Annotated in this window: 18 protein-coding genes and 2 other annotated features; of the genes, 12 read left to right on the forward strand and 6 right to left on the reverse strand. The window is 54.1% G+C overall.

What is annotated here, in order from left to right; all coding sequences use genetic code 11:
• Nucleotides 1-95: 95 nt before the first annotated feature.
• Together AC3WQH_RS02375 and AC3WQH_RS02380 are read left to right on the forward strand one after the other, a co-directional pair.
• On the forward strand, nucleotides 96-1,307 hold the full coding sequence (locus AC3WQH_RS02375) for an ornithine--oxo-acid transaminase (protein ID WP_007785208.1): 1,212 nt from the start codon (nucleotides 96-98) through the stop codon (nucleotides 1,305-1,307).
• A gap of 275 nt (nucleotides 1,308-1,582) precedes the next feature.
• A complete protein-coding gene (locus tag AC3WQH_RS02380; protein ID WP_005827113.1) occupies nucleotides 1,583-1,720 on the forward strand; it encodes a sporulation histidine kinase inhibitor Sda in 138 nt (45 codons plus the stop codon).
• 161 nt (nucleotides 1,721-1,881) lie between these two features.
• Here AC3WQH_RS02380 and AC3WQH_RS02385 read toward each other — a convergent pair whose 3' ends face one another.
• Complete coding sequence (locus AC3WQH_RS02385; protein ID WP_005827115.1) at nucleotides 1,882-2,385, reverse strand: hypothetical protein; 504 nt, start codon at nucleotides 2,383-2,385, stop codon at nucleotides 1,882-1,884.
• 137 nt (nucleotides 2,386-2,522) lie between these two features.
• On the reverse strand, nucleotides 2,523-3,878 hold the full coding sequence (locus tag AC3WQH_RS02390) for an IS4 family transposase (RefSeq protein ID WP_309480004.1): 1,356 nt from the start codon (nucleotides 3,876-3,878) through the stop codon (nucleotides 2,523-2,525).
• Between the two features lie 313 nt (nucleotides 3,879-4,191).
• On the opposite strand from AC3WQH_RS02390, the gene AC3WQH_RS02395 reads away from it, so the two are divergent.
• The 5 genes from AC3WQH_RS02395 (at nucleotide 4,192) to AC3WQH_RS02415 (ending at nucleotide 10,539) form a co-directional block, all read left to right on the forward strand.
• Nucleotides 4,192-5,721 carry an AbgT family transporter gene (locus tag AC3WQH_RS02395; protein WP_005827117.1) on the forward strand — a complete coding sequence of 510 codons (1,530 nt, stop codon included), beginning with the start codon at nucleotides 4,192-4,194 and terminating at the stop codon, nucleotides 5,719-5,721.
• Nucleotides 5,722-5,924: 203 nt separating this feature from the next.
• A complete protein-coding gene (locus AC3WQH_RS02400) occupies nucleotides 5,925-7,094 on the forward strand; it encodes a MalY/PatB family protein (RefSeq protein ID WP_025848476.1) in 1,170 nt (389 codons plus the stop codon).
• 107 nt (nucleotides 7,095-7,201) lie between these two features.
• Nucleotides 7,202-8,134, forward strand: coding sequence for a glutaminase A (gene glsA / locus AC3WQH_RS02405; protein WP_327990794.1), 933 nt, complete (start codon nucleotides 7,202-7,204; stop codon nucleotides 8,132-8,134).
• Between the two features lie 93 nt (nucleotides 8,135-8,227).
• The gene (locus AC3WQH_RS02410; protein WP_005827123.1) at nucleotides 8,228-8,509 is read left to right on the forward strand and encodes an Fpa/YlaN family protein; all 282 of its coding nucleotides are present in this window, start codon (nucleotides 8,228-8,230) and stop codon (nucleotides 8,507-8,509) included.
• A gap of 103 nt (nucleotides 8,510-8,612) precedes the next feature.
• Nucleotides 8,613-8,853 (forward strand) — a binding site (T-box leader).
• A 39-nt stretch (nucleotides 8,854-8,892) separates the two neighbouring features.
• Nucleotides 8,893-9,142: a binding site (T-box leader), on the forward strand.
• Nucleotides 9,143-9,198: 56 nt separating this feature from the next.
• The gene (locus tag AC3WQH_RS02415; protein WP_238500619.1) at nucleotides 9,199-10,539 is read left to right on the forward strand and encodes a sodium-dependent transporter; all 1,341 of its coding nucleotides are present in this window, start codon (nucleotides 9,199-9,201) and stop codon (nucleotides 10,537-10,539) included.
• 87 nt (nucleotides 10,540-10,626) lie between these two features.
• Here AC3WQH_RS02415 and cax read toward each other — a convergent pair whose 3' ends face one another.
• Complete coding sequence (cax, locus tag AC3WQH_RS02420; protein WP_005827127.1) at nucleotides 10,627-11,670, reverse strand: calcium/proton exchanger; 1,044 nt, start codon at nucleotides 11,668-11,670, stop codon at nucleotides 10,627-10,629.
• Between the two features lie 171 nt (nucleotides 11,671-11,841).
• On the opposite strand from cax, the gene AC3WQH_RS02425 reads away from it, so the two are divergent.
• On the forward strand, nucleotides 11,842-12,102 hold the full coding sequence (locus AC3WQH_RS02425) for a hypothetical protein (protein WP_005827129.1): 261 nt from the start codon (nucleotides 11,842-11,844) through the stop codon (nucleotides 12,100-12,102).
• Between the two features lie 68 nt (nucleotides 12,103-12,170).
• Here the strand turns inward: AC3WQH_RS02425 and sleB are convergent, their stop codons facing one another.
• On the reverse strand, nucleotides 12,171-12,938 hold the full coding sequence (sleB, locus tag AC3WQH_RS02430; RefSeq protein WP_005827131.1) for a spore cortex-lytic enzyme: 768 nt from the start codon (nucleotides 12,936-12,938) through the stop codon (nucleotides 12,171-12,173).
• A 148-nt stretch (nucleotides 12,939-13,086) separates the two neighbouring features.
• On the opposite strand from sleB, the gene AC3WQH_RS02435 reads away from it, so the two are divergent.
• Both AC3WQH_RS02435 and AC3WQH_RS02440 read left to right on the forward strand, forming a co-directional pair.
• Nucleotides 13,087-14,715, forward strand: a complete 1,629-nt coding sequence (locus AC3WQH_RS02435; protein ID WP_492331890.1) for a thiamine pyrophosphate-binding protein — start codon at nucleotides 13,087-13,089, stop codon at nucleotides 14,713-14,715.
• Between the two features lie 74 nt (nucleotides 14,716-14,789).
• Nucleotides 14,790-15,125: an Asp23/Gls24 family envelope stress response protein gene (locus tag AC3WQH_RS02440; RefSeq protein WP_005827135.1), complete on the forward strand. Its 336-nt coding sequence runs from the start codon at nucleotides 14,790-14,792 to the stop codon at nucleotides 15,123-15,125.
• 53 nt (nucleotides 15,126-15,178) lie between these two features.
• Here AC3WQH_RS02440 and ftsW read toward each other — a convergent pair whose 3' ends face one another.
• On the reverse strand, nucleotides 15,179-16,348 hold the full coding sequence (gene ftsW / locus AC3WQH_RS02445) for a putative lipid II flippase FtsW (RefSeq protein ID WP_007785222.1): 1,170 nt from the start codon (nucleotides 16,346-16,348) through the stop codon (nucleotides 15,179-15,181).
• A 70-nt stretch (nucleotides 16,349-16,418) separates the two neighbouring features.
• Nucleotides 16,419-16,763, reverse strand: coding sequence for a YugN family protein (locus AC3WQH_RS02450; RefSeq protein ID WP_005827140.1), 345 nt, complete (start codon nucleotides 16,761-16,763; stop codon nucleotides 16,419-16,421).
• Nucleotides 16,764-16,939: 176 nt separating this feature from the next.
• On the opposite strand from AC3WQH_RS02450, the gene AC3WQH_RS02455 reads away from it, so the two are divergent.
• Entirely contained in the window at nucleotides 16,940-17,380 is a 441-nt protein-coding gene (locus tag AC3WQH_RS02455) for a CBS domain-containing protein (protein ID WP_005827142.1), read from the forward strand.
• Between the two features lie 135 nt (nucleotides 17,381-17,515).
• Nucleotides 17,516-18,565 carry a MerR family transcriptional regulator gene (locus AC3WQH_RS02460; RefSeq protein WP_005827143.1) on the forward strand — a complete coding sequence of 350 codons (1,050 nt, stop codon included), beginning with the start codon at nucleotides 17,516-17,518 and terminating at the stop codon, nucleotides 18,563-18,565.
• Nucleotides 18,566-18,972: the final 407 nt, after the last annotated feature.

Raw genomic sequence — 18,972 nt, forward strand, 5'->3', positions numbered from 1 at the left:
AAACGGCCCGTTCCCCGTCATTTCCTTTGTTTTTTACATTGGCATCATTCTTGCTTGGATAAGATTAGCAAGTGAAATCGAAGGAGGCTATCAGCATGACGAAAACAAAAGTTGTCATTGAACAAACCGAAAAATACGGCGCACACAACTACCATCCACTACCGATCGTCATCTCCAAGGCAGAAGGCGTATGGGTAGAAGACCCGGAAGGCAATAAATATTTGGATATGCTGAGCGCGTACTCCGCTCTGAACCAGGGACACCGCCATCCGCGCATCATCCAGGCGCTGAAAGATCAGGCAGACAAAGTAACGCTGACCTCCCGCGCTTTTTACAACGATCAGTTGGGCGAATTTTACGAGAAGCTGTCCGCACTGACAGGCAAAGAGATGATCTTGCCGATGAACACAGGCGCGGAAGCAGTGGAAACCGCTCTCAAAGCTGTTCGTCGCTGGGCTTACGACGTGAAAAAAGTACCGGAAAACCAGGCGGAAATCATCGTCTGTGAAGGCAACTTCCACGGCCGCACCGTGACCATTACGTCCTTCTCTTCCGCAGAAGAGTACAGACGCGGCTTCGGACCGTTCACGCCTGGCTTCAAAATCATCCCTTACGGCGACATCGAGGCGCTGAAGCAAGCGATCACGCCAAATACAGCCGCGTTCATGCTCGAGCCGATCCAGGGCGAAGCGGGGATCATCATTCCGCAAGAGGGCTTCCTGAAACAAGCGCAAGAAGTATGTAAAGCAAACAACGTCCTGCTCGTCTGCGACGAAATCCAGACCGGCTTCGGACGTACAGGCAAACTGTTTGCAAGCGACTGGGAAGACGTCAAGCCAGACATGTACATTATGGGGAAAGCGCTTGGCGGCGGGGTATTCCCGATCTCTGCCGTTGCAGCGGACAAAGAAATTCTCAGCGTGTTCGAACCAGGCTCCCACGGCTCTACCTTCGGTGGAAACCCGCTCGGCTGCGCTGTAGCCGTAGCGGCGATGGACGTTCTCGCTGACGAAGGTCTTGTCCAACGTTCCCTGGAGATGGGAGAGTACTTCATGGAAAAACTGAAGGAAATCAACAACCCGATCATCAAGGAAATTCGCGGCCGCGGCCTGTTCATCGGCCTGGAGCTGACGACTGCTGCCCGTCCTTACTGCGAGAAGCTGAAAGAGCTGGGTCTTCTGTGCAAGGAAACGCACGAAACGACCATCCGCTTTGCACCGCCGCTCGTAATTAGCAAGGAAGACCTCGACTGGGCGATCGAGCGCATCAAGCAAGTATTGCACGTTTCCGAAACAGCAAACGCGTAACAAACACAAACAGCCTTCCGATTCAGGAGGGCTGTTTCTTTGTTTGAAAGGGAAAAAGGAAAGAGCAGTCGCAATCGTTCGACAAATTTCGATTGTCTGTGGATAAAAGTGGAATAAATATCCACATACGTATAGCGGCGTTTTCTGTTGTTACACACAGATTGCCCACAAGTTACTCACAGCATTTCCACATCGTTTGTGGATATCAGAACGGTTGTTCGATACTCTATCATCTGGTACAATGAACGCATACGAGAGGATGGAGGTGAGCAAGGGTGAAATACTTGAGTGACCAGATGCTGATAGAAGTATATCATCGTGCTGTCGACCTTCAGCTAGATTCCGCTTTTATTGAATTGCTTCGCGCAGAGCTGCAGACACGCAACATTCGCATCACACAGGCCAGCGCCTAAGAGCAACACACATAAGAACCAGCGACAAAAGCCATCCTTGGCGACGAACAGCTCCGGATTGTCAGATTCTCCTGACAATGGGAAGGGGCCGCTCAGTTAGAGGATGGCTTTTTCTGTCGTTCGTTTGTTTGACTGCTTTCCATGCTGCCCAAATCCATAGATCAGGCCGTGAAAAACTCCAACGCCGTGATTCCCGTAATCGGCGCTTCTTTTTTCAGCAAAGTTTCCGGCAAGTAAAAGTAGACAGGTCCGTCTTCCTTGATCGGCTTGCCGGCTTTGGAAAACTGCAGGATGGCCCGTCTCGCTTCGGAAATAGGGAGGACGACCGGGTCCGCGTTCTCGCGATGCAGCCGGACGTGTGTCGCCTCTGGCAGCGGTGCCGCATTCGTAATAAACGGATCCAGCCGAATCCCGTAGTCGCCGTCCAGCACTTTGCGCTCCTCTGCCAGGCTTTTGCGCTCGGACGGCAGTTGCGCGCCTTCCTTCAGCTCCTTGTCCCACTGCGTTCCTGTTCCTTGCAAATATTGCATCTGTTTGGACAAGGACGGGTCTTCTTCGCCCGCATACGTGTTCAAATCAAACTTGCGCTCGTCGAAAACCCAGACAGTCGGGTCCAAAGTGATCGGGTACGTGACAGCCCCTTTGAACACGATAACATCAGACATGAAGCATACCTCCGTAATCTTTCAACATCATCTAGCATTTTACTATACCTGTTCGCGAAAGGGCAAACAATGAAAATAACGAAAATTTCATAAATCAGTCTGAAAATTATTGACACACATTTTTGAATTTATATAACTCAACTTTCGCAGGACGAAATTGCCAAACAACTCTTGATGTAGCTGGGAAGAGCGGCAATCCATTGCTGTAATTGACTAAGAAGCCCCTCTTGTTGAGACGAATTCTCCAAATGACGTTGCATGAAAGCCCAGAGTTGCACAAGTGCCGTTTTTACATCAATGTCTTTCACTTCATCGCATAACAAATAAAACAGTCCTCCGAGTGTTTTCGAGTCTGCCTTCTGCCGGGCTTCCCAAGCAAGTAGGATGTATCTTGTAAACACAATCGTTGTGTGGCTAATCAACATATCATACGAACGGCCTTGAAACTCTTTCGCTAGATTCAAATAAGACTTGGTGAATTTGAAAAAGGTCTCGATCTGCCAACGCTTACCGTAGATTCGCACGATTTCCGCCGCATCCAAAGAACAATCGGTACTCAGTAACGTGAGCCATTCGCTTCTCTTGTTGCGGTTTTGAATAAATACGAGTTTCACCTGCAATCCGCAAGCGAGGCGAACTACGATGGAGCCTAGGATTCCATGTTTCGTCCGCTGGGTACGGCACAGGGTAAACAACTCGCCCAAAGTTAGCATTTGCTGTCCGAACAGATAGCGTTGCTTTAGTTGTTTGACCATACCGATGACCTGCAATCCTCTACCGGAAATGGCTTGGATAAGTGGGCTATGGGTAAACCATGTGTCCATAAGCACATAATCAGCTTGGATTCCCATCTGTAGAGCATGGTCGAGTAAGGTAAGGACTGCTGCTGGTTTGCTTTGCAAAGCCTCTTTTCGACGCTTGTATCCATTTGTTCGCTTGTCAATGTCTTCACGAATGTTTTGCAATCGATTCGCTTCGTTTCGGGAACTGAGCAAGGTAAAACCAACAGGTACAAAGGTAAAGCCATCTGACCAGCCAAGAGTCAGCATCTGAAATCCCTTAACAAATTTGCCTGTTGTATGATCGTGTACACGAGCAAGCAGTTCGAGTGCTCTGCTACGAGAACGGGAATAAACGGAATCGTCTATGATGAATACACGTACTCGTTTGGCGGAGGTCAATGAACCCAATGTTTTGATGAATGTTCCGCTAAGCGAATGGAGAAAGGCTCGCCAATTGTAACGGGGATCATTGAGAAAGCGATAGATCGTATCTTTTCCAGGTAAATCAGTACGTTGTTCGCTTTCTAGCAAGCGGAACCAGTTCTTATGCTGGAAAACCAAGAGAAAAACAAGCTGAAACAATTCCAAACAGGAATAGCCAACCCCCTTGATAATCCCTGCCTTGCGGAGATGATGGCCGATTTTCAACTGAGAAAACGCGTTGAGCAACGTTTTTGGGAGTTGCTGAGAGAGATCTTTTTTGATTATCATATTCTAGTACACCTTTCTTTTGGGTTAGTGCTGGACACACTAATTTTACCAAAATGAATGGTGTATTTCTTTTTGCTAATCAGATTTGTCAAGGTTACAACTTGATTGCCCTTCTATTCATGCACCACATGATCGGAGGCCGTTTTTCAAGGTGCGAAAGTTGAGTATATAATTATATTAAAATATTCTTATAAGTAAGATATTTGGCGCAGGACGGCAGGGGAAGGAACGAGCCGCGGTTTTGAACGGACGCCTGACTGGACGCGCTAACACGTTCAGGTCAAAAAACTTGGACATCATGAGGGGGCATACTATGGCAAATGGGGCAACAAATCTGAAACCGCAACTGGAGCAGCAAAGAGGCATTCTCAAATGGATCGAAACCGTCGGCAACAAGCTGCCGCATCCGTTCATGCTCTTTGTCATCCTCTGTTTGGCACTCATGGTCATCTCGGCGATTTTGTCCGCGATGAACTTGTCCGTCGTGCATCCCGGAAAAGGAGAGGCAGTCGCGGTCAAAAGCCTGCTTAGCGTCGAAGGCATTCACTGGATTTTGACGAGCATGCTGAAAAACTTCATCGAGTTTCCGGCTCTCGGACTGGTGCTGGCGATGACGCTCGGGATCGGCCTTGCGGAAAAAGTCGGGCTGTTGACCTCCGTGTTGCGAAAAATGATGGCCCGTGTGCCAAAGGCGATTGTCAGCTACGCGGTCGTATTCGTGGGCGTTCTCGGCAATCTCGCGTCTGATGCGGCGATGGTCATCATTCCGCCGCTTGGCGGGCTTGTTTTTCTGGCGATGGGGCGCCATCCGATCGCAGGATTTGCCGCCGGGATGGCGGGTGTATCCTCGGGCTTTACCGCGAACCTGTTTATCGCGGGAACCGATGCTCTCCTGTCGGGGATCAGTACAGAGGTAGCGCGGACGATTGATCCGAATGCCGTCGTCACTCCGGTGGACAACTGGTTTTTCATGTCGGCGTCCGTCTTTTTCCTCGCCTTTGCCGGAGGCTGGATTACCGACAAAATCATCGAGCCGCGCCTCGGCACATACCAGGGGGATCGGAACGTCCAGTTCGACGAGCTGACTTTGCAGGAAAACAAGGCGCTGCGTCACGCGGGGATCGCCGCGCTCGTCTTTGTCGTCATTCTCGCCCTGCTCGTGGTACCGGAAGGAGCGCTGTTGCGCGATCCGAAAACAGGCGATTTTCTGACCTCGCCGTTTTTAAAAGGAATCATTCCGATCATTTTGCTGTTCTTCGTCACCGTCTCGTATGTGTACGGACGAGCCATGGGGCTAATGAAGACGTCGAAGGACATGCCGCACTACATGTCAGAGGCGATCAAGGACATGTCCGGCTTCATCGTGCTCGCGTTCACAGCCGCTCAGTTCATTGCCTTTTTCAACTGGAGCAACATCGGCATCCTGATGGCGGTAAACGGCGCAGAGTTCATGAAAAGCGTCGGGCTGACCGGGCTGCCTGTTGTGATTGCCTTCAGCCTGTTTACAGGCATTTGCAGCCTGTTCATCACGAGCGGCTCCGCGCTGTGGGCGATCCTGGCTCCCGTGTTCATGCCGATGCTGATGCTGCTTGACTACCACCCGGCGTTCATTCAGGTGGCCTACCGGATTGCCGATTCGGCCACGAACACGATCTCTCCGGTGAACCCTTATTTGCCGCTCATCCTCGCTTTTTACCAGAAGTACAACAAGAACGCGGGGATGGGGACGATTTTCTCCACCATGATGCCGTATGCGATCGTCTTTTTGGTCATCTGGCTCATTCAGATGGCGATCTGGTATTACGCAGGCTTGCCAGTCGGGCCAGGTGTCTATCCGCGTTAACAAACGGTGCCAAAGAGCCGCTGACTTCGTCGCGGCTTTTTGTGCGTCAAAAAGCAGGCGCAGCCTTGGACAATTGCCGACGAAGCGGTTATGCTGAACGATAGAGAGGAAAGCTTGGCTTGGCCTGGAGACGGACAACAGGAGCGAGCGGGAACAGGGCGGACAGGCTGCCGGAAGCTTTGGAAATCGCGGGAGGGAAAACCATGTACGACTTTGAGACGAGAATCGAGCGCAGAGGAACGGACAGCGTAAAATGGGACATTGACAATCCGAAGGTGAACGGAGAGGGCATGCTGCCGATGTGGGTGGCCGACATGGATTTTGCCTGCCCGCCGGAAGTGACGGAAGCGATTGTGCAGCGGGCGGCGCACCCGATCTACGGCTATCCGCTGAAGAGCGCCGCTTTTTTTGCGAGCTTGCAGGAGTGGATTCGCAAACGGTTTGGAGTCGAGGTGGAAACGAGCTGGATGGCGGGCATTCCGGGTGTAGTTCCTGGCATCCATGTCGCGATTGAGGCATATACATCACCAGGGGAGCGCGTCCTGATTCAGACGCCGGTGTACCATCCGTTTTTCCATGCGGTTGAAAACCGGGGACGGCAAGTCGTGCGCAGCTCGTTGCGCGAGCAAGACGGCCATTATGAGATGGACTGGGACGACCTAACCAAAAAGCTGAGCGACCCCGCAGTGAAGCTGATGCTTTTGTGCAGCCCGCACAATCCTGTCGGCAGAGTATGGACCAGGCAGGAGCTGGAGCGGCTCGGAGCCTTGTGCCTAGAGCATGGCGTAATCGTCGTGGCTGACGAAATCCACGCCGACCTCGTCTACGAGCAAGGCAGCCACACCCCGTACTATTCGCTTCCCCCGGAGCTGGCCAGACAGAGCGTGACGTTTTTGGCGGCTTCGAAGACGTTCAATCTGGCAGGGCTGTTCACGTCTTATCTGCTGACGGAAAACAGGCAACTGCTGCGCGATTTTACCGCGACCGCTTCCCGGATGGGCTACGAAAACTTGAACCTGTTCGGCATGGAAGCCACCATCGCGGCCTATCGGCACGGGGAGCCATGGCTCAACGAACTGCTTATGTACTTGCAGCAAAACGCGACGTACATCCAGCGCTATTTGTCTGAGCATGTACCGGGCGTCTGTATGCCTGTGCCGCAAGCAACCTATTTGGGCTGGATGGATTTTCGCCGTCTGGGCCTGAAACAGCCGGAGCTGAATCGCCTGCTTCGCGAAAAAGCAAAGCTCGGGTTTCAGGACGGCGTCGTGTTCGGACAGGAAGGGGAAGGCTTCCAGCGGATCAATTTTGCCTGCCCGCGCGCTGTCGTCGAAGAAGCGATGGAGCGTTTGAAGCGGGCCATTACGGAGTAGGGCGGGTGGCAAAAAGAGTGGCGATGCGTCCCACAATTTGACAGCCACCGTATTCAAATCTACAATCTATTCATATACATCGTGAATATGGATAGAGGGGATAGCAGATGGAGATCGAGCGAGCGTCGATTCAACTGGCCGAAGCAGTGAAAGCGGCCAGCGATTATACAGGACAAGGCAAGGTGGCGGCGTATATTCCCGAGCTGGCAAAAGTAGATTCGCGCATGCTCGGGGCCGCGGTTTGCCTGCCCGACGGGACGATTTTGTCGGCGGGAGATGCAGATGTTCCGTTTACATTGCAAAGCATCTCCAAAATATGCTCGCTGATCGTCGCGTTGTGCCAAAACGGACAGAAGCATGTGTTTGAGCGGGTAGGCAAGGAGCCGACAGGGGACCCGTTCAATTCGATTATCAAGCTGGAGACGATCAAGCCGCACAAGCCGCTGAACCCGATGATTAACGCCGGGGCGATTGCCGTCGCGGGGATGATTCAGGGCAATGGAGTGGAGCAGCGCCTGGACGCAGTGCTTAGCCTGCTGCGCAAAATGACAGGAAATCCCGCGCTGTCCATCAATGAAGCGGTTTACTGCTCGGAAAAGCGAACGGCTGCCCGCAACCGGGCGCTCGCCTGGTTTTTGAAAGACAGCGGGGTTCTTGCGACAGACGTGGAAGAGACGCTTGATTTGTACTTCCGGCATTGCGCGATTGAGGTCACAGCCAAAGAGGTAGCGAGATTGGGCATGGTGCTTGCCGCCGACGGCGTGATTCCCGAGACGGGCGAGAGAGTGATCCCGCAAGAGGTCGCCCGCATCTGTAAAACTTTTATGGTGACCTGTGGCATGTACAACGCTTCCGGAGAGTTTGCCATTGACGCCGGGATTCCTGCGAAAAGCGGCGTAGCCGGAGGGATCATGGCTGCGGTCCCGCAGCGGATGGGGATCGGGGTCTTCGGTCCTGCTCTGGACGAAAAAGGAAATTCGGTCGCCGGAGTCAAGCTGCTTGAGCTTCTCGCAAAGGAATGGAATCTTGCTATCTTTTAGCTTCTTGCAGTTGATCCAGCTTCTCCCCTTTTCAAATGGCCCAGAATCGCGTACTATGTATGATAAGGATGGAGGCAAACGGAGGGATAGGTTTTGACAGAAATTAAAGTTCCTGATCTGGAACAGAAAGCGCTAGCACTGCTCAAAGCAGACGCAGACAAGATTTACAAGCTCATCGACGTACAGATGGAAAACCTGACCATGCCGCAGTGCCCACTGTATGAAGAAGTGCTTGATACCCAAATGTTCGGGCTTTCTCGGGAAGTAGAGTATGCAGTTCGCCTTGGACTGATTGCGGAAGAAATTGGTCGTGAAATCATGGGTTCATTGGAACGCAAACTGGCGACTCTCCATGAACTGTTCAATCAAAAGTAAGGCGAGGAGAGCGGCGATTATCCTCGCTTTTCGTTTTTTTGAAAAAGGTCTTGCCTATTTGTGTTGTATATATTAAATTTATACACAAGTATTTGATATAAGCGAAAATGCGATGACGGAGACCAGTACACGGAAGACACCGCTTGACAGGGAGAAGCTGCCCCAGACTGCAAGCAGCTTTGAAGCGCGAACCGTGGAATTCCCTCCGGAGCAGCCCTCTGAACGGCAGAGCCAACTAGGAGGAAACGGGTCATTTCCGTTAACGATGAGCAAGTGAAGTGCCGGGAGCGCGAATGTTCCTGGTGCTTAATCAGGGTGGTACCGCGAACAGACTCGTCCCTTTTTTGGACGGGTTTTTTTATTCGCCTGCCTCCCTGCATAGGAAAATAGCTACGAAAGAGACCAGTAAACGAAATGTGCTGCCTGACAGGGAAGCCGCTGCCATAGACTGAGAGCAGCCGCAGGACAGCCTTCGTCGAATTCCCTCTGGAGCTGACCTCTGAACGCAAGGCGCCGCAAGTAAGAGAGTCCGGGTCATACCCGTTATCAATGACGAGGAGAGACATGTCTTTATAAGCAAAGGCGATGTCTAACTAGGGTGGTACCGCGAGAAACGAACAACTCGTCCCTTTTTGGGGCGAGTTTTTTTATGTGTGGCAGCAATCTGTATAGTTGAGGAGTGAATCATGATGAAAAATCAAGCAGAACAGTGGACGAGCCGGCTCGGCTTTATTTTGGCCGCAGCAGGTTCCGCCATTGGCTTGGGAGCGATCTGGAAATTTCCGTATATGGTAGGGACGAGCGGGGGCGGCGCGTTTTTTTGCCTGTTCCTGATCTTTACGCTCGTCATCGGGCTGCCGCTGTTGCTAGGCGAGTTTACGATTGGCCGCAGCACGCAAAAAGAAGCGATCAGCGCCTACCGGGCGATTGCACCGGGGACGATGTGGCACTGGATCGGCCGCCTTGGCGTCGTGACCTGCTTTTTGCTGTTGTCGTTTTACAGTGTGGTCGGAGGCTGGATTCTCACTTACCTGATGCGTGGCCTGTCGGGACAGTTGATCGGTGCGCAGTATGAGCAGCTTTTCGGAGAGGTTATCTCCGCTCCGGTAGGCGCAGTCGCTGCCCAGTTTGTGTTCATGCTGATTACGGCCTGGGTGGTGGCCCGCGGTGTGCAGAGCGGGATCGAATCGGCGAACAAATACATGATGCCGGCCTTGTTCATTCTGTTTCTCGTGTTGATGTTCCGTTCCTTGACGTTGCCTGGGGCGATGGAAGGCGTCGCGTTCTTCCTCCGGCCCGACTTTTCCGCACTGAGTGCAGAAGCGATCCTGTACGCGCTCGGCCAGTCGTTCTTCTCGCTCAGCGTCGGCGTATCGGTCATGGTTACGTACAGCTCGTATTTGGCGAAAAACGAAAGCCTGGTGCGCTCCGCAGGCTCGATTGTCAGCCTGAATCTGCTCGTTTCCCTGTTCGCCGGACTGGCCATCTTCCCGGCGGTCTTCTCGCTCGGCTTGGAGCCAACGGCTGGTCCTGGCCTGCTGTTTATCGTCCTGCCGTCTGTCTTTGAAAAAATTGCGCTCGGCGGACTGTTCCTGTTCATCTTCCTGGCCTTGTTCCTGTTTGCCACGCTGACCTCTGCTTTTTCCATGCTGGAAATCATCGTCGCTTCCTTGGCCAAAGGAGAGGAAGGAAAGCGCAAGCGCCTGTCGTGGATCGTCGGCCTGCTCATTTTCGTCGTCGGCGTGCCGTCTGCTTTGTCGTTTGGCGTCTGGAGCGAGGTGACCGTGTTTGGAAAGTCGATCTTCGATGCATTCGATTATCTCGTCAGCAACATTTTGATGCCGCTCGGAGCTTTGCTGATTGCCATTTTTGTGCCGCTGAAAATGAAGCGGGAAGTGCTGATCGAAGAACTGCGCGCCGACCAATCGCCGCTCGCCAAGCGTCTGTTCGTCGTCTGGCTGTTGCTGCTGAAATATGTGTCGCCCCTGGCGATCGTGCTCGTCTTCATGCAGATGCTCGGAATCTGGTAGCGGCAGCGAGCCGGCCAACTAAAAAAGGAGTGCAACGGCAACGACTGCCGCGGCGCTCCTTTTTGCTTTTTCCCAAAGCAGCGGGGATCAGGCGAAGAAGAAGGCGGTTCCGAGAATGATGTAGACCGTGAGCAGAAGAACCCCTTCAAACCAGTTGGTCGCCCCGTCCTTCGTGATCGAGATCGTAATGAAGGTCGCAACCCCGATCGCTGCCAGCTCAAAAGGCGTGAACACGATGTCCATCGGATTGCCGAGCAGCAGGCTGACCAAGACGAGCGTAGGAGCGACGAACAGCGCAATTTGCAAGCTCGAGCCGATGGCGATTTCCACGGCAGCGCCGATCCGCCCTTTCATCGCGAGCAAAAGCGCTGCGCTGTGCTCGGCGGCGTTCCCGATGATGGCGATGACGAACGCACCGACGAACAGCTCGGACCAGCCGAGCGAGTGCGACACATGCTGGACGCCGTGCACGAGCCATTCCGAGACGACCGCGACAAACACGGTCGAGACGGCGAGCATCAGGATCGAGACGCCTTTCGACCAGACAGCGTCGCTTCCGTGAGGCTCGATGTCGGACAAAAAGTCGCTGTGCGTAATCATGGAGAAAATCAGCCAGAGGATGTAGGCGACGATCAGCAAAATCGCGATGACGATGCTCAGCGTCTCAATTTTGACTGGCGGCAGCTCCCTCATGAAGACAGCCGGAATAAACAGGGCGACGATCGCGAGTGTCATCAGCGAGGCGTTGTGCCCAGCCAGTCGGCTGTTGAAGTTTTGCTCCCTGTACTTCAGTCCGCCCAAGAGCACGCTTAGCCCGAGCACGAGAAGCATGTTGCCGATGATCGCCCCGGTGATCGACGCCTTGACCATGTCGAACAAGCCTTCCTTGACGAGGAAAAACGCGATAATCAGCTCGGCGGCGTTGCCGAAGGTGGCATTCAAAAAGCCGCCAATCCGGTCTCCCGCATAATGAGCCACGCTTTCCGTCGATTTGCCGAGCCAGGCCGCGAGAAAGATGATGGCCAGGGCAGAGGTCGCGAACTGGAAAAATTCGTTATCAGTAAAGTAGTGCGCAAAAGCCGCCAAGAGCACAGAGGCCCCGACGAGAGAAAAAAAGAGTCGTAAATTCATGCGATCACCTCAATTGCAAATATCCATTAGTTACCTACCTATTGAATCATACCAGCAAAGTCTTCCTTTTTGTACCAAAAAATTGATGCTCTCCTGGAAACCAGGACGATAGGTATAGAGTTCCTCTTCTGGCAGAAACTAAACGATGAAAGAAGACAGGGAGGTGCTACTATGACCAAGCCTTTGTTGTGTCCCACGTGCAAGTCAAACCGGATGCGCTTTACCATTATCGAACAAATCCCGCGCTACATACGGCTGGACCCGCAAACGGGAGAAGTCGTCCAGCAGATGGGCAGCGAGGAACTGGACTTGTTTCATCAGCCGTACAAGGGCGAATCCTACATGATTCAGTGCGGAGTATGCGGCACGACCGAATCGGAAGAGCGGTTCGTCAAGATGGCGCAGCATATGCAGTCCCAGCGCTCCACCTGACAGGACGGGAAAACGTAAACAGGCACGCAGTCTGCTCGACTGTTGTGCCTGTTCTTTTTTTGCAAAGCTTATCGGCAGAAGATGTGGCGGCCGATCTTTTTGATTTGCGGACGGCTCCAAATCCAACCGGACGTAGCCGTATCCGGGTTGAAGTAGTAGATTGCCCCTCCGGTCGGGTCCCAACCTTTCAAGGCGTCGTTGACCGCTTTTTTCGACTGCTCGTTTGGCGTCAGCCAAATTTGCCCGTCTGCTACAGCGGTGAAAGCGCGCGGCTCGAAGATCACCCCGGCAGGTGTGTTCGGGAAGGCGGGGTTTTTCGTCCGGTTCAAAATGACCGCTGCCACCGCTACCTGCCCGATGTACGGCTCACCGCGGGCTTCCCCGTAAACCGCATTTGCCATCAGGCGCAGGTCGTTGGCCGAGATGTTGGCGGCGTGGTACGTCTCTTTTTTCGGACTGCTCGGCGCCGCAGGTGCGCTCGGAGTTGATGGCGACACGCCCATGTCTGCCGCGGTCGGCTTGTAGTTTTTCGTAGCGTTGTACAGCTTCAATTTCGTTTTCGCTCCGAGCACGCCGTCAACAGGCAGTCCGAACTCGTACTGGAAGTTGCGCAGTGCCCAGTACGAACGCCAGCCGAAGATCCCGTCTACCGTCCCGGTATAAAATCCGAGGTGCTTCAGGCGATACTGCATTTCCCGGACGTCGCTCCCCTCTGCGCCCACTTTGACGATTTGCTGGCTGAACGCATCGGAGCGCATGGGAGAGATCATGATCGCGGTTGTGACAACGAGCGCTATTGCTGCCAGTGCTATCAGCCATTTCACAGGCTGCTTCATTTTTGCTCCTCCTTTGGAAATGTGCTAATCAACTGATGATAATTGTTAGGTTCTCCAACTTTCTACACAACGCCCTAGTAAAATACTGGAGAATGCGTACACTACCATTGACTTTTTCATGGCTGTAGATTGAATGGAGGAGTAGCAAATGAGAGTGGCGCAATACGTGACGAAACAACTGGCAGAGTGGGGCGTAAAACGCGTCTACGGCGTGGCCGGGGACGGCATTTTCGCCTGGCTGGACGCGCTGGGGAAACAGTCGGAGATTCAGTACATTTCGTGCCGGCACGAGTCTGCGGCGGCGATGATGGCGAGCGCCGAAGCGAAGCTGACGGGCAAGCCGGCCGTGTGCGCAGCGACGATGGGACCGGGCTTCGTCAACCTGCTGAACGGGCTGGCGGATGCGCATACAGATCGCGTTCCCGTCATCGCTATCGCCGGACAGGTCGAGACGCACAAGCTGGGCGGGGGCTACAAGCAGTTTGTCGCCCAGGAAGACATGATTCGGCCGATCAGCGCCTACCAGATGACCGTCAGTCACCCGGACGCCGTGGGCGAAGCTTTGCACCGCGCCTTCGTGACGGCTGCCCAGCAAAAAGGCGTGGCGCATCTGGCGATTTGCAAGGACGTGTTTGCGCAAAAAACGAAAGCGGTCGTGCTGCCGCAACTGCCGCGCATCCCGCGCGTGCTCGGCGACCGGGTGGAGATCGAATCCGCCGCAGAACAGATCATGCGTGCGAAAGCGCCGCTCATCCTGCTTGGCACAGGAGCGCGTCCGGCGGCAGCTTTGTGTTTACGGTTCGTGGAGCAGTTGGGCGCAGGAATTTTGTTGTCGCTCGGGGCAAAAGGGGCCATCGACGAGTCGCATCGCCTGGTGCTCGGCGGCTTGGGCGAAGGCGGCAGCGAGGCTTCCCTGCAAGCGCTGGAAAAGGCCGATTTGCTCGTCATTTTGGGCGCAAGCTGGTTTCCGAAGGAGTTCATTCCGAAGCAGTTGCCGATCATCCAGGTCGATCACGCGGCGGCATCCATGCATGCGCATTCGCAGCTTCTGCCTGTCACGGCCGATCTGCTGGACGTCCTGCCGATGTGGAGCCACCGTTTAAAAACCCGTCCGCCAGGCGATGCTTGGGAGAAGAGCGTAGAGAGCTGGCATGCTCGGTTTTGGGCGGAAAACGCAAAGCGCAGTCAGGCGCAGTCGCCTGACGAGGCAGTGAGGCCGGAAAGCTTGATGCACACATTGGGCGAGGTGGTGGCAGACGATGCGATTGTCGCGCTCGATACCGGCGAGCATACGATCTGGTTCAATCGCGCGTTTCGCGCAAGCAGACAGCAGCCGCTCTTTTCCGGGAAGTGGCGCACGATGGGCTTCGGTTTGCCAGCGGCGATTGCGGCCAAGCTCGCTTTTCCGGGCAGGCAAGTGGTCTGCATAACCGGAGACGGCGGCCTGCAAATGAATCTCGCGGAGCTGATGACGGCAGCCGAACAGCAACTCGCGATCACGGTCGTGGTCGTGAACAACCGGACGCTCGGTTTGGAAGAACTGAAAATGCAGCAGGAAGGGTTTCGCCCGTTTGGCGTGCAACTGCACAACCCGGATTTTGCCCTGTGGGCCAAGGCGTGCGGGGTGGACTCCCAGGTGGTGCGCACGGGTGCGGCCTTGGAGCCTGTCTTGCGGCAAGCGCTCACGGGCGAGCGCTTGACATTGCTTGACATCCATTGCACAGCGCCGACATTATCCGAGAGAAAAAAACAAATTCCCTTCCAAGCCCAAGCATGAGTTGTTTATAATGAAAGAAAACTCAGATAAAACGGGGGAGCAGATATCATTCGGTCGAAGAGGAGGGCATCCTGATGGCTGACAGACTTGGCGAGATCAGAGTGGCCGATCAAGTAATCGCGATCATTGCTGCCGTAGCCGTGGAGGAAGTGCTGGACGTTACGGTGCGGTCGGGTGGGCTGTATCAGGACTTGGCGAAAAAGCTGAATGGCGGGGCGAAAGGAATCACCGTGGCGGTCACAGAGGACAGAGTCATCGTCGACATGCGCGTGTCAGTCCGCTATGGCGCGCAAATTCATCGCGTGTGCCACACGTTGCAGGAAAAGGTGAAGGAAGCCGTCGAGAGCTTGACCGGACTGTTTGTGGAAGCGGTCAATGTGCGTGTAGAGACAATCGAGCTTGGCAAATGAAAACGACCTGCGCATCGGCAGGCCGTTTTTTTGCTTCTGGGCAAAGCGAGATGCTACATTGAATAAGGCTGCTTCTTGAGCTGCTCCTCCAGCTTCTGGCGGCTGACCTCGCGCGACACGCTCAGCAAAAAGCCTGTCGAGATCAAGCAAACGAGCAAGGAAGAGCCCCCGTAGCTGATGAAAGGAAGCGGTACGCCCGTGAGCGGAATCAGTCCTGTCACGCCGCCGATGTTTAAGATCGCTTGCAGGGCAATCATGCTGACGACCCCGATCCCGGCCAGGCTGGCAAAGGTGTCCTTGACGCGCAGACATATGTGGATGCCGCGCAACAGGAACAGCAGGTAGACCAGCAGGAACAGAGAAGAACCGATAAACCCAAGCTCCTCCGTAATGATGGAGAAAATGAAGTCGGTGTGCATCTCCGGCAAGTACAAATACTTTTGGATGCTCTTCCCGAAGCCCGTCCCGGACAGTCCTCCGTGGGCGATGGCAATCCACGACTGAATGATGTTGTACCCGGTTCCGCTCGGATCGTTCCATGGATTGATGTAGGAGTTAATGCGATTCAAGGCATGCGGCTTCAACGTGATGTATCCGAGAAAAGCCACGGTCACAACCGGGCCACCGAGGCCAATCAGGTGACGAAGTCTCGCTCCGCCGCAGATCATCACGATCAAGGCGCTGCCCAGAAGAATGGCGGCTGACCCAAGATCGGGCTGCACGACAATCAGGAGGAAAAACAAACCGGTAACCATGAGCGGGGGAAGCAAACCAGACTGGAGTTTGCGTACCCCCTCTCCTTTTTTCGCGAGAATCGCCGCCAGGTACAAGATCAGACCTAGCTTGGCGAACTCTGCGGGCTGCAGGCTGGATGATCCGATCCTGAACCACGAACGCGCTCCTTTCACATCCTCCCCGATTCCCGGAATCAGCACGAGCACAAGCATGATGAAGCTTCCTAACGCAATCAGCAAGAAATTGCGCTTGTAAAAGGAGAAGGGAATATTCATGGCGACCAGCATGCCGACGATTCCGATCAGCAGGAAGCGGATTTGCCGCTTCACGAAATACAGCTCGTCCCCGTTGCAATAAGAGCAGCCATTGCTAGTGAAGCTGGTCAGGGCGAAAATGGAGCTTGCACTAAGCACCATGGTAATACCAAACCCGACGATCAGGGCGGTTAAAAACAGGAGCAGGAAGTCAGGTACGCCCCTAGTCTTCACGGTAATACCCCCTTCTACGTGAAACAGAGAGGGGATACCTCTCTGTACCGCAGTGCGTTTTCATTTGGAATTAGTGCGAGGAAAGCTTTTCGCCAAGCATTTGCAGCTTGAGCTTCGCCGTTTTGACAACGGATTCAGGCATCGGATAGTCGTAATCCAGTCCGTGCGGGAAAAGGTGTTTGCCCATGTACGGATCTTCCAGCTTCAGGACGGCATGGGTGTCTTCCAGCTTGCCTTCGATCACGTTTGCTTCGATGCGCAGGTAGAAGACGTTTCCTTTATCTTGGATCTTATAATCGTATGTAGCGTGCTTGTAATCCCAGGCGCCACGATCAAAGCCAAGCTCGCTCATGTAATGCTCCAGATCGGCGAAAAAGACTTCTTTCGTGCTAAGCCCAGTGTCCTTGATAACCATTCTTTTTCCTCCTACAAATGGTGAGATTTTCACTTATTAATGATAGTCTGTTTTTGGAAGAAGCGCAATGCATAACTCCATTTCGGCCGCGACCTTAGCTTGCCCTTTCTCGCGAATGAAAGGATAGCGGAGAGGACAAACTACAATCGTTCAATTAGCAAAAGGAGGAGAACGAAATGGCCAAAGTGGAAAACCGTACCCTGCGCGAAATTATGACCAAAGATGTCGCAACCGTGACGCTTAAGGATAATGTGTACGAAGTAGCTTGCAAAATGCGTGACTGGAACGTAGGCGTCATCCCTGTCGTCGACGAAAAGAACGACGTCATCGGGATCATCACCGACCGCGATATCGTCATTCGCGGACTTGCGGAAAAGCATGAAGGCTCCACGGCGACAGAAGTAGTCATGACCAAGGACATCATTCTCGGCCAGCCGGGCATGACAGTCGATGAAGCGGCGAAGATCATGGCCCAGCACCAAATCCGCCGCCTGCCTGTGGTGGAAAACGGCAAGCTCGTCGGCATTGTCGCCCTCGCAGACATGGCGATCCGGCAAGTGCACCACGACGAGGCGAGCGACGCGCTCCAAGAAATTTCCGAGCCTGCTCATCACTAATGGCTGCCTGAACCAAAAGCACGCATGAAAAGCTGCCGGAAGCAACGCCGGGCAGCTTTTTCGTTTTTTCTCTGTACATTGACGCAGCGGTAAGGTATATGATACCGATAAAGAAGCTGACAGGGAGAGACACGCATGCTGATTAAGGACATGGCGCGCAGGCTGCAAATCACGCCGCGAGCCATTCGCTATTATGAGGAAAAAGGGCTGATCCGGCCGGCGAAGGCAGGTGATTCCGGATATCGCCAGTTTACCGAAGAAGATGTTTGGCGGCTGCAAACGATCATGACGCTGCGCGAGGTCGGAATGTCGATTGACGATATTCGCGAGCTGCTGGCGCAGATGAAGGAGCACGAAGGTACCTTGCTGCATTACCTGGAACTGCAGCGCTCTTTCATGTACACGAGATGGGTGGAGATGGCCAAAGTCATCCAGACGACGGAGGCGATGATCGAGCGCATCGGCAACAGCCAGACGATCGACCCGGGCGAGCTGTTCGAGCTGGCAGAAGCGAACAAACGGCTGCGGCAAACGCGCGACAACTGGGTGGATCGCTGGAATTTCAACCAGATGGCAGACAGTTACGACGAGTGGGTGCAGCGAGAGTCGCAAAGCACGAACGCCCATCAAGCGTACGAGCGGGTGCTGGATGAAGTCGTCGCCGCGCTCGGTCCCGTGAAAGGCGAGAGCGGGCTGGACGCAGGCACAGGCACGGGCAACCTGGCGAGCCGTCTCGTCCGCCAGGGGGCGAGCATGAGCGGCTTCGACCAGTCGCCGCAAATGTTGAAGCGCTGCCGGAGCAAGCTGCCCGGGATGGAGACGAAGCTCGGAACCTTTTTCGCCTTTCCGTTTCTCGAGGATCGCTTTGACTTTGTGGCGACGAGCTATGCGCTGCACCTTCTCGATGACGACCAGAAGCTGCTCGCGCTCGCCGAATGCCGCCGGGTGCTGAAGCCGGGGGGACGCCTGGCGATCGCGGATTTGATGTTTGTGGACGAGGCTGCCAGACAGGCGCATCTCGCTGCATTGGCCCGAGACGGGAAGAACGAGGCGATTGCGCAAATTGAGGACCGCTTTTACGCCGACCGCTCGCGGCTGCTCCGGGAGCTTGCGGCGCTCGGATTCGCCGCAGAGGCGCGACAGCTCACCACGTACACGCATATGATCGTCGCGAGGCTGAAATAAGAAGAACATTCCTTTACTTTTGGGCTCTTCCAAACGCTGACACGTGCCTAGCCTTCTGCATAGGCTGTAGCGAGAAGGAAAGGAGGACTCCACTATGGGTCTGTTCGATAGCTTTTTTGATCGCGATAACGAGGAGTTTCTGTGGATTATCATTGTCGTGGTCGTTCTGCTGTTCTTGTTTAGCGCCGATCGTGACTAAGTCTGTACGTATAGACAAAACGACCTTGTGGAAGGTCGTTTTTTCGGTTTAGGCGAAAAAAACTTCTGTCGCCAGAATCTGTTCTTTTGGCGGGGCTTCACGCAAAGCCGCGTGCGGAACGAGCGAAAAGACGAGGCCGTCAAGCTGCGCAGGCAGCGGCGGACTTACGAAACACATAGCACATGTGCGAGTGTTTTTCTTTTGTTAT

Source organism: Brevibacillus sp. FW301-21C12A, from assembly GCF_058788915.1.